Consider the following 10,377-nt stretch of genomic DNA (forward strand, 5'->3'; position numbering starts at 1 on the left):
TCATTCGAGTCTAGACAAAATGACACCAAATGAGTTTTACTATGATCAGCTACCCCAACAAAACAAGGTGGCTTAACTAGAGCGGAATATCACTTATAAATACGCTTTTAGTTGTTCAAACAAGTGGAACCACCTCTGTTTACAGTTGATGAGTGGAATCTTTTTAAACAAGGATATGCTGAATTTGTAACGCTGACAGATCTTGAAAAAGAATATTGGTTTATTGCAATTGAGCATATTTTTGTAGATGAGGTTATTTGGTTAATGGCAGATTTTTCTGAAGGATGGAAAATGCAACATCAATTAGGAATTTATTCATCAATATTCAAATGTATATTGACCCCTAGTGTACTGCAACAATATGATTTAGAAATCAATACTTAGCTTTAAGATTTTATGTCATCAAACCAGTGAAAATGAAAACCTTCCGTTTTTTATTTTATAAGTCACTATTTTATTAACTTAGAATATTTAAATCGAATGATTTAAATATTCGTTTAATACAATGCCTACTTCACTTATATAGTTTAAGCAAAATGTCACTTTAGTAAGCTCTTCACCAGTTAATCTAAACTTTAGTTATACCGCTATTTATCATTTAACTGTATGAGCTTAACCCTATTCAAAGATGGAAATTATGAAAAAAAGTCGTTATTTAGTTAGCTCAGCTGGCATTATGACTGTGCTACTAATAGGCTGCTCAAAATCAGAAAATGCAGAGCATCATTCAGCAGATGCACCGTTAGCATCAGTAAGTGTAATGACTGCCCAAACACAATCAATAAATCTGATTGAAAATCTCCCTGGGCGTGTCACTGCATATCGTATTGCTGAAATTCGCCCTCAGGTTGGTGGCATAGTAGATAAAGTTCTATTTAAACAGGGTACTTATGTACATGCAGGTCAACCACTTTTTAAATTAAATTCTGAAATATTTCAGGCTGATGTCAAAAGTAATAGAGCAACTTTACATCGTGCTGAGGCTGAAGTAACACGCCTTCAAATTTTGTTAAAACGATACGCTGAACTGGTGACAGTTAATGCAATTAGTAAGCAAGAATATAACAATACTGAAGCAGAATATCAGAAAGCAAAAGCTGATGTTACTCAAATGGAAGCGATACTTTCACGTCAACAACTTAACCTAAAATATGCAACAATTACATCGCCAATATCTGGAATTATTGGTGAGATTTTAGTGACTGAAGGTGCATTAGTCAGCCAAGGTGATACTAAAGCCATGGCAGTAGTACAGCAAATTGATAAAGTGTATATCGACGTAAAACAGTCAATTACTGATTATGAAAAAATACAGGAAGCATTACAACAAGGGAATTTGTCAAATGCTAGCCATAACGTTGAAATACTAAATAGTCAAGGTAAGCCATACGATGTAAGGGGTGAAATTTTATTTTCAGACACTAAAGTAGATCCCGATACTGGTGATGTGACTATCCGTATTTTAGCGAATAATCCTAGTCAAAAATTGCTTCCCGGCATGTATGTCCGTATCAACATGAGCCGAACAAAAGTTGATAATGCGATTTTAGTGCCAGAGCAAGCTATCCAACATGATATTAGTGGTAAGGCGAATGTAACTATTATCAACCAAAAAGAGCAAGCACAAAGTAAAACTGTGCAACTGGGTCAGCGTTATCAAAATAGTTATGTAGTCACGCAAGGTATAAATGCGGGTGAAAAAATCATTGTCGAAGGTGTAGACCGTATTCAACCTAATCAGCGACTAAAAGTAAAACAATGGCAAGCACCTATAACGAATAATGAAAATGGGGGGCAGCAATAATGTCTCAATTTTTCATTCGTCGACCAATTTTTGCTTGGGTCATCGCCTTATTTATTATTTTATTTGGTGTATTAAGTATACCTAAATTGCCAATTGCACGCTTTCCAAGTGTAGCTCCACCACAAATTAGTATTACAGCAATGTATCCTGGAGCTACACCAAAGACGCTCAATGACAGTGTTGTAACACTTATTGAAAGAGAAATGTCAGGTGTTAAGAATTTACTGTATTACAGTTCAAGTTCAGATACCTCTGGTAGCGCTACTGTTACTGCTACATTTAAGCCTGGTACAGATGTAGAGCTTGCTCAAGTTGATGTTCAAAACAAAATCAAAGCAATTGAGTCGAGACTACCTCAACCTGTTCGACAACAAGGGCTTATGGTTGATGCAGCTTCATCTGGATTTTTGATGATCATAGGTCTGAACTCCCCTAATCATCAATATTCTGAAATAGACCTAAGTGACTACATGACACGACACGTCATTGAAGAAATCAAGCGAGTTGATGGGGTTGGGAAAATCCAGAATTTTGGAGCTGAAAAAGCTATGCGCATTTGGGTCGATCCAAATCGTTTAGTATCTTATGGTCTGAGTATTAAAGACGTAAATACGGCTATTCAAAATCAAAACCTCCCGATTTCACCTGGTCGTATAGGTGATACACCTGCCCTCAAAGGACAGCAAATTACGATTCCATTAACAGCACAAGGGCAATTGGAGACTGTTGAACAATTTAAAAAAATTAGTTTACGTTCGAATAAAAATGGGGCAACTGTACTGTTATCAGATGTGGCTCATATTGAGGTTGGTGCGCAGTCTTATAGTTTTGCCATTTTAGAGAATGGTAATCCATCTACAGCAATAGCAATACAAATGAGTCCCAATGCAAATGCCGTTAAAACTGCTGAAGGGGTAAAGGCAAAAATCAACCAATTGAGTACTTCATTACCTGATGGAATGAAATTCTCAATCCCTTATGATACTGCACCATTTGTTAAAGTTTCTATTCAAAAAGTAATTACAACATTGATTGAAGCCATGGTTTTAGTCTTTATTGTAATGTTCATATTTCTTCATAATGTTCGTTATACCTTAATTCCAGCTATTGTTGCTCCCATAGCATTGCTAGGAACGTTCTCTGTAATGCTACTTGCTGGCTTTTCTATCAATGTCCTAACCATGTTTGGTATGGTGCTGGCGATTGGGATCATTGTAGATGATGCCATTGTAGTGATTGAAAATGTGGAAAGAATCATGGTATCAGAAGGCTTGTCCCCTGCAGATGCCACCTCGAAGGCGATGAAAGAAATTACGAATCCGATTATTGGTATTACTTTGGTTTTGGCTGCAGTATTTTTACCAATGGCTTTAGCAAATGGTTCAGTAGGGATTATTTATCGCCAATTCACTATCACAATGTCAGTTTCGATTTTATTCTCAGCATTCCTAGCCTTAACTTTGACACCTGCTTTATGTGCAACCATGTTGAAACCAATAGATAAAAATCATGTGAAAAAAGGTGTTTTTGCTTGGTTTGATCGAAGTTTTGAAAAATTAAATAATCGATATGAACATGGTTTATTTAAAGTCATTAAACATAAAAGAACGGCTATGCTATTTTTTATAGGCATTGTTGTTGCACTTCTTTTTTGTTTTAAACAAGTACCTACTGCATTTATGCCAGAAGAAGATCAGGGTTGGTTTATGACATCAATTCAACTTCCTTCTGATGCCACACAAGAACGTACCAAAAAAGTTGTTACTGAATTTCAGGAACATCTAAATAAAGAAGTTGGTATTCAAGATAATATGGCGATCTTAGGCTTTGGATTTAGTGGTTCAGGGCAAAATACAGCAATGTATTTTACCAATTTACTCCCCTTTGAGGACCGTAAAATTACTGCCCAACAAGTCGTGGATAATGCGAATACTGCAATGGCTGACAGCTCGGAAGGCCAAGTAATGTCTGTATTGCCTCCAGCAATTGATGAATTAGGAAGCTCTTCTGGATTTTCATTACAATTGCAGGATGTAGGAAATATTGGCATGCAAGCATTAGCACAAGCCCAAGATCAATTACTCAGTTTATCAACTCAAAGTAAAAAAGTTGTAGATGTTTACTCTGATGGTTTACCAGATGGAAATTCTGTACAACTCAAAATTGATCGTGAAAAACTACAAATATTAGGTGTTAACTTCAGTGATGTTACCGATATCATTTCTACTTCAATGGGTTCAATGTATATCAACGATTTTCCAAATCAAGATCGTATGCAGCAAGTTATTGTTCAACTTGATGCCAAATCACGTATGAGTATTGATGATATTTTACAAATCAAAGTAAATAGTCAAAGTGGTAAACTGATTTCTATGTCTGAGATTATTACTCCAGTTTGGCAATACTCCCCACAACAATACAATCGTTACAATGGTCGTCCATCTTTAAGTGTTACGGGTAGTCCAGCACCTGGTATATCTTCTGGTCAAGCAATGTCAGAAATGGAAAATTTAATCAAACAACTTCCAAAAGGTGTGGGGTATGAATGGAGTGGTATTTCTTTAGAAGAAAAACAGGCTGAATCGCAAACTATATTTTTATTACTTCTATCTATGCTCGTAGTATTTCTTGTTTTAGCTGGGTTATATGAAAGTTGGTCCATCCCTCTTTCTGTTATGTTGGTTGTACCTCTAGGGCTTATAGGTGCATTTATAGCTGTAATGATAAGAGGTATGCCCAATGATATTTTCTTTAAGGTTGGTATGATTACCATCATTGGATTATCAGCGAAAAATGCCATTTTAATTGTTGAATTTGCTAAGGCTCTCCGAGAAGATGGGATGAGTTTAGTTAAAGCAACCGTTGAAGCTGCAAAATTGCGCTTGCGTCCAATCTTAATGACTTCTTTAGCATTTACATGCGGAGTTATTCCTTTAGTTTTTGCAAGTGGTGCGAGTTCTGAAACCCAAAAGGCTATAGGTACTGGCGTATTTGGAGGAATGATCAGTGCAACTCTTCTTGCTTTAGTGTTTGTCCCTATTTTTTTCATTATTGTTATGGGAACTGTTGATAAATTTTCTAAACAAAAAGGATCAAACTAATCTATAAGCTTTGTGGGTTAGAAAAAAAATAACTCACTTTGCATTGATCATATTTAAATTCTTGTTTTATCCATAGCACTAACCTATTAATTTTAAAAAATAATAGGTACTGGCTAAATAGCAAATCGATACATATCTTTTTCATAGAGGAAATATGATTTTAGTAAGTTCTTGTCTGGCTGGCTTAAAGGTACGTTATAACGGGACGCATAGCTTAAACGAAAAAATCGAAAAATTAGTCAAAGATGGAAAAGCTACTATGGTATGTCCAGAGATTCTTGGCGGTTTATCAACACCACGCGAACCTGCCGAGATTTCGGGAGGTAATGGCGATGATGTCTTAGATGGAAAAGCCTGTGTAATTGAAAAATCAGGAAAGGATGTGACTTCAATCTATATTGAAGGGGCATATAGAACTTTAAAAAAAGTTCAATTATTAAAAGCTACTCTGGTAGTGCTTAAAGAAAATAGCCCTTCATGTGGTAGTTCAATGATTTACGATGGTCAATTTAATGGGAATAAGATCTATGGCAATGGAGTTACCTCCGCTTTGCTTAAACGTCATAATATAAAAGTCATTTCAGAAGAAACTTTTTGGCAACTTTTACCCTAGTTCCTCCGCTTTTATTTAAAATCTTCATGCAACTCCAACCACGCCCCCCTTTGCAATATCAAGTCTCTTCGGTATTTAGAGATATAGTGAGGTAATAATCTAAGAAGCATATCCATTACTTCCACATCAGTTAAAAAGTAGTGGTTCAATTTTATGCTGTAATTCTTTAACAATTTTAGCAAGCTGATCATGTAAAACTAACCAACATTGCTCATGACCTTGCCCAATATATTCATCTATTATGAGTTGCAAAATGTCTTGATCTATCTGACTTAAGAATTCTAAAAACCATGTCGCAGCAACATCCTTGGCAACTATTGTTTTATGATCTAATGTATAAGCTATACGGCATAGCGCTAAAATTTGATTACATTCATCCTGATCGTCTTTCCAATGAGCAATAATTTGTGGATAAGTTTTTTGCATGGCAAATATTAATTGTTCATAGCTAATTGGATTTAACCAATCGCAAATATCAGGTCCAAAGATAGTAATGTTATGTAATTGGGCAGTTTTAAGTAAAATACTAATATCTGGATCAGGTTGACTATAAAGTAATTCACCTTTGAGTAATTCTTCTCTCAACCACTCGCCATATTGTAGCTGATATGTATATGGATGATTTTTATTGGTAATACTCCCTTTTTCTAATATCGTAATTTCTAAGGCACGCGCTGTAGCATGACCAATCGGAACAGATATATTTAGAAAATTCTGCGCTAATTGTTTTCTTTCCTGATCGGTAATTTCACGTTCAATAATAACTAAAATATCAAGATCACTTTTATGTTTTAAACCACCATCAACATACGAACCATATAAATAAATAGCATAAAGCTTATCTTTAAAATTTTTTTGTAAAAGCTGTTTTACACTTTCAACTTGGCGACACTCTTCATCATTTAAGCTTTGCATATGATTTTTAATTTAAAAAAATAAGTAATGAATTCATAGAGCATTATACAGAACACTGGCTAACATAGCCAGTGGTATTAAAAGGAATTTTAAAGGTTGAGCCATATTCCACTACACCAAGTTTTAAGCGTTGTGCTTATTTAATTTAATTATAGTGAAAAAGTTAGCTTATAAATTTTAAAAAAAAATTAATGACCATGGTTTTTATTAAAATATCTATATAGACAATTAAGCTAATTAGGTGGGCAATTATGAATATGTTGGTAAATATAAAAAGAGAAGTGCAAGCATCTGAATTAGACTTTATTGAAGTCGAAAAGCTAATTTTGCAATGCGAAAAAGCAAAATCGTCAATAAAGGTTATTTATGAAAGCATCAAAGATATTGAACTTGATGCTTACCAGATTGTGAGTGCAATCACCCGAAAATCATATTCATCATCATTCAATACTGAAGAATCTGCTTTAAAACAAATATCGTCATGCTTCTGGAGGAAGTTAACTGAGATCATCAATCTTAGAAACTTTATATCTGAAAAAGAATATGATGCGTTGTCAGATAAAATTGCTCGTCATGAAATTGAAGATTTCACGATGGATAACGTGAATGTATTTTTAGAATCTATCTGGTCTACGCGCCACATGGCATATGCTCGTAAAGTTGATTCATTGTTTTGCCAATTATCAAGCAAATACAAAACCAATCTTGGTGCTGGTATTAACCCGTGCGTGATCATTCATCACAATAGCTACCATTCTTATTGCAGACGAGATAATTTAGTGGAAGAAGTACGCTTTATAGCAAGGCAGTTATTTGGCAAGCCTTTAGACCACACTAGATTAGATAAACTCAGGTTAGATCGTGGTATCTGGCATAGCATTGATGATAATTTATTACGCATTAAGATCTACGAAAACGGTAACTGTCATATCTTGTTTAATCAATGCGTAGTTGATCGCATTAACCAGGTATTAAACCTGTTATATCCGAATCAAATTGGCATAGATCCAAATGTAAAACACAAACGCCGTGCGTATGATGAACCCATTTTATAAAGCTCATTAAAAAACCATCAATTGTTATTGTGGTTTTTTTTAGATATATACGGTACTAATTTTGCGATCGTGCCACTGGTGAACATACACTGACCATATCACTATGGATACTTGGGATAAATCATATCCCTTAAAGGCAGATTTAAATTTAGACTCCATTTTTCGGAGCTGCATTCTCTTATCACGAGATGGCTCTAATTCAATATCCCCAATGAATTGAGAATTGCAATAAGATCTTGTTCAGGTGTATCAGCAAGCACCGTCACGTTATAGCCACCGCTAAACTGGTGTAATTCAGCACAGTACTCAACATCAGACGCCGTGAGTACCAATTCAACATCAAAATATTGAATCACTTTAAGCACCTGGTACTTTGCTTTAAAGAATCCGTTGTTTTCAGCTAACTTCATCGCTTCAGCAATGGTGATGTTTTCAAGCACAAGACGGTCTTGAGCTGGTTCATCTTCATATGTTTTAAAACTTAACAATTTAATTAAACTTAATTAATTAACTAATTGCTCGTTAAATTATTCTTAATGCATTACGGCGATACGGCTAATAGAAAAATCATATTAGTACGCAAGCGATGTTTTTTAATTGATTAAAAAAAGATTGAAAATCTTATTTTTCGAGAAAGGTTTGCCAGGTTGTGTTTTCCCATAAAATGAAACTATCAAAAGCAGAAAGCTTAAAACTTGGAGTGAACAGCATGTCAAATTTAAACGCTCAATCAGTACAGTTACAAGGCACTTTATACATCGGTTTCCCTAAAACTTTTAGCGGTGCTCACATGGAAACATTGTTTGATGAAATCTCAGATTACATCGACAACAACTGTGATTTAACCCTTGCGGATCTTCAAGCGGATAGTGACTATGCTCAACTTCAATTTCAACAGCACATGCCGACATTGGCTGATAAAACAAATTTCTTCTTCATGGACGTTGAAATCTATGTTGCAACATTAAAAGAAAACTTTGGTCATACATCAGTACTCGACCAAGTTACCTCAGTAAATATCTTTGGCAAAAACCTTGAAGACATTTGCACGTTAATGGCTCAAAACGGCTACGCATACGACCGTATAGAAGATTGTTGGTCACGCGAACTTTCTTAATTCAATTCACCCATACGCACGGATAACGTGCGTATGCCACTGAATCACATTTGAGGATATAAACCATGCAAAACCTAATTACAGCGCATTGCGAGCTAACCATCAAACATGATGAAAAACAGCAAAAAAATGTCGGGCCTGTTGTTGTGACGTTTGGGGCGATCTTTACTGCTGAGTCGGTGAATGAACTGTTTTGCGCTATATGCCAAGACGGAATCAGATTTAAAGCAATCTATAACCCCGACAATATGTATTTTTTACGCCATGAGCTAAGCCCAATTGCTGATTTGTCAGTTAAGACAGACCAAGACGGCAACATTATTGTCAGTGTGATTGCATCCACTAGCCCATATTTTGAGATCAAAGTACTAAAAAATGGTTTTACCAACTCAGACACCTTAAATAGTTCTGCGATTCGCACGTTGGTTCGCAACCATCAAAGCCCATTCCAAGAGCAAATTTCTGACTACTTTGAAACAGACCAAATTTTTAAAACCATGCAAGCAATTTTTGCACAGACGTATTTAAGCCGATAAGGAACTTCACCATGACGACCGCTACTGCTACCGCTGAAAAGACCGTGTTCAAACGTGAAACGTTGGAGCTGAAGAACATCCATGTTTACACCCAAAACGACCGCATTAACCAAAAAAGTCGCGTTGGCGACCGTGCATACGACAATGGATTAGTGAAGGACATCCTGTTCAGCCCTATGCTTTGGGCTACCCCTGAATTTTCATCTAGCTATGTTACTCAGATTCAAATTAAAGGCACACGCATTTATGATTCACTTTGCAGTTATACTGGCGTTCGCACCTATTTTTATAAGTTGTCAGACAGTGAGTTTGGGTGCATGTATCAAAAACGTCCGTACCCACAAAACGACTTTCTCTTAATTTTTGCAAACTTAACGCAAATGTTTAACGATGCAGTTTGTTACTTTGGAAACAACAGTAATAAAAACGCTTTTAAAGGTCTAGATTTTGACATCGAATGCGGTGTTTCACGGTTCAATTTACAGCAACGCTTATTAGAGTTTTATAAGAAGTCTAAACGCCAATTGACCATCAGTGAAACAACAAGCGGGATGCTTGGTGACTCGAATCTTCGCTATAACATCTTTGTTCGCAACCAACCAAAATTGGACAAACACGGCAAGCCGTTAAAATGCACCAAAAAACTCATTAAGCTGTACAAAGAGCGTGGCACAGTTGCGATCTATGGCGGTGACTGCATTTCACCACTCAAGCTCGTTAAACACCAACAAATCAAGCTAGAGAGCGAAAATGGCAAGTTTTCATATACGACTGACTTCATCACGTTGTACTCAGTAGAACAAGACATGTACACCTTATATATTCCCCACTCTATTGTAAACAAGACATTTTTATCTTTTATATTCAATGGCTTATTTTCCTGCTAATTGGTAATACCATGAAAAATACCATGCTCAGAAAAGGCTTAACAATATTTTGAAAAATTGCCTACTGAGCGCTGCCGCACAGCTCCATAGGCCGCTTTCCTGGCTTTGCTTCCAGATGTATGCTATTCTGCTCCTGCAGCTAATGGATCACCGCAAACAGGTTACTCGCCTGGGGATTCCCTTTCGACCCGAGCATCCGTATGAGACTCATGCTCGATTATTATTATTATAGAAGCCCCCATGAATAAATCGCTCATCATTTTCGGCATCGTCAACATAACCTCGGACAGTTTCTCCGATGGAGGCCGGTATCTGGCGCCAGACGCAGCCATTGCGCAGGCGCGTAAGC

10 protein-coding genes and 1 pseudogene are annotated in these 10,377 nt (G+C 36.2%); 9 read left to right on the plus strand and 2 right to left on the minus strand.

Annotated elements, in window-relative coordinates; translation table 11 throughout:
* Window positions 1-123 precede the first annotated feature (123 nt).
* The 4 genes from FTT84_RS15225 to FTT84_RS15240 all read left to right on the plus strand — a co-directional run bounded on the left by FTT84_RS15225 (window position 124) and on the right by FTT84_RS15240 (window position 5,518).
* Entirely contained in the window at window positions 124-384 is a 261-nt protein-coding gene (locus FTT84_RS15225) for a hypothetical protein (protein ID WP_038349994.1), read from the plus strand.
* 253 nt (window positions 385-637) lie between these two features.
* Window positions 638-1,804, plus strand: a complete 1,167-nt coding sequence (locus FTT84_RS15230; protein WP_052232764.1) for an efflux RND transporter periplasmic adaptor subunit — start codon at window positions 638-640, stop codon at window positions 1,802-1,804.
* Window positions 1,804-4,905 (plus strand): efflux RND transporter permease subunit, encoded by a 3,102-nt coding sequence (locus FTT84_RS15235; RefSeq protein WP_038349993.1) that lies wholly within the window; start codon window positions 1,804-1,806, stop codon window positions 4,903-4,905. Before FTT84_RS15230 ends, FTT84_RS15235 begins: the two co-directional genes overlap by 1 nt.
* A gap of 154 nt (window positions 4,906-5,059) precedes the next feature.
* Window positions 5,060-5,518 carry a DUF523 domain-containing protein gene (locus FTT84_RS15240; protein WP_077170035.1) on the plus strand — a complete coding sequence of 153 codons (459 nt, stop codon included), beginning with the start codon at window positions 5,060-5,062 and terminating at the stop codon, window positions 5,516-5,518.
* Between the two features lie 126 nt (window positions 5,519-5,644).
* On the opposite strand, the gene FTT84_RS15245 is transcribed toward FTT84_RS15240, so the two are convergent.
* Window positions 5,645-6,433, minus strand: a complete 789-nt coding sequence (locus FTT84_RS15245; protein WP_180081700.1) for an aminoglycoside adenylyltransferase domain-containing protein — start codon at window positions 6,431-6,433, stop codon at window positions 5,645-5,647.
* A gap of 251 nt (window positions 6,434-6,684) precedes the next feature.
* Here FTT84_RS15245 and FTT84_RS15250 point away from each other — a divergent pair, with 251 nt between their 5' ends.
* The gene (locus tag FTT84_RS15250) at window positions 6,685-7,488 is read left to right on the plus strand and encodes a DUF4942 domain-containing protein (RefSeq protein ID WP_005005990.1); all 804 of its coding nucleotides are present in this window, start codon (window positions 6,685-6,687) and stop codon (window positions 7,486-7,488) included.
* 194 nt (window positions 7,489-7,682) lie between these two features.
* On the opposite strand, the gene FTT84_RS15255 is transcribed toward FTT84_RS15250, so the two are convergent.
* The gene (locus tag FTT84_RS15255; protein WP_005005987.1) at window positions 7,683-7,976 is read right to left on the minus strand and encodes a hypothetical protein; all 294 of its coding nucleotides are present in this window, start codon (window positions 7,974-7,976) and stop codon (window positions 7,683-7,685) included.
* Between the two features lie 221 nt (window positions 7,977-8,197).
* On the opposite strand from FTT84_RS15255, the gene FTT84_RS15260 reads away from it, so the two are divergent.
* The 4 genes and pseudogenes from FTT84_RS15260 to FTT84_RS15275 form a co-directional block, all read left to right on the plus strand.
* The gene (locus FTT84_RS15260) at window positions 8,198-8,605 is read left to right on the plus strand and encodes a hypothetical protein (RefSeq protein ID WP_005005986.1); all 408 of its coding nucleotides are present in this window, start codon (window positions 8,198-8,200) and stop codon (window positions 8,603-8,605) included.
* Window positions 8,606-8,670: 65 nt separating this feature from the next.
* Entirely contained in the window at window positions 8,671-9,141 is a 471-nt protein-coding gene (locus tag FTT84_RS15265; protein WP_065995118.1) for a hypothetical protein, read from the plus strand.
* A gap of 11 nt (window positions 9,142-9,152) precedes the next feature.
* Window positions 9,153-10,028 carry a hypothetical protein gene (locus FTT84_RS15270; protein WP_081406141.1) on the plus strand — a complete coding sequence of 292 codons (876 nt, stop codon included), beginning with the start codon at window positions 9,153-9,155 and terminating at the stop codon, window positions 10,026-10,028.
* A 240-nt stretch (window positions 10,029-10,268) separates the two neighbouring features.
* A pseudogene (locus FTT84_RS15275) lies at window positions 10,269-10,377 on the plus strand (dihydropteroate synthase); the annotation flags it as partial.

The organism is Acinetobacter sp. YH01019 (assembly GCF_013420285.1).
GTDB classification, from domain to species: domain Bacteria; phylum Pseudomonadota; class Gammaproteobacteria; order Pseudomonadales; family Moraxellaceae; genus Acinetobacter; species Acinetobacter gandensis.

Bases quoted from the DNA above. Each gene is read 5' to 3' on its own strand.
- FTT84_RS15260 (WP_005005986.1), top strand. From the start codon at position 8,198: ATGTCAAATTTAAACGCTCAATCAGTACAGTTACAAGGCACTTTATAC.
- FTT84_RS15250 (WP_005005990.1), top strand. From the start codon at position 6,685: ATGAATATGTTGGTAAATATAAAAAGAGAAGTGCAAGCATCTGAATTA.
- FTT84_RS15270 (WP_081406141.1), top strand. From the start codon at position 9,153: ATGACGACCGCTACTGCTACCGCTGAAAAGACCGTGTTCAAACGTGAA.
- FTT84_RS15230 (WP_052232764.1), top strand. From the start codon at position 638: ATGAAAAAAAGTCGTTATTTAGTTAGCTCAGCTGGCATTATGACTGTG.
- FTT84_RS15245 (WP_180081700.1), bottom strand. From the start codon at position 6,433: ATGCAAAGCTTAAATGATGAAGAGTGTCGCCAAGTTGAAAGTGTAAAA.
- FTT84_RS15235 (WP_038349993.1), top strand. From the start codon at position 1,804: ATGTCTCAATTTTTCATTCGTCGACCAATTTTTGCTTGGGTCATCGCC.
- FTT84_RS15240 (WP_077170035.1), top strand. From the start codon at position 5,060: ATGATTTTAGTAAGTTCTTGTCTGGCTGGCTTAAAGGTACGTTATAAC.
- FTT84_RS15265 (WP_065995118.1), top strand. From the start codon at position 8,671: ATGCAAAACCTAATTACAGCGCATTGCGAGCTAACCATCAAACATGAT.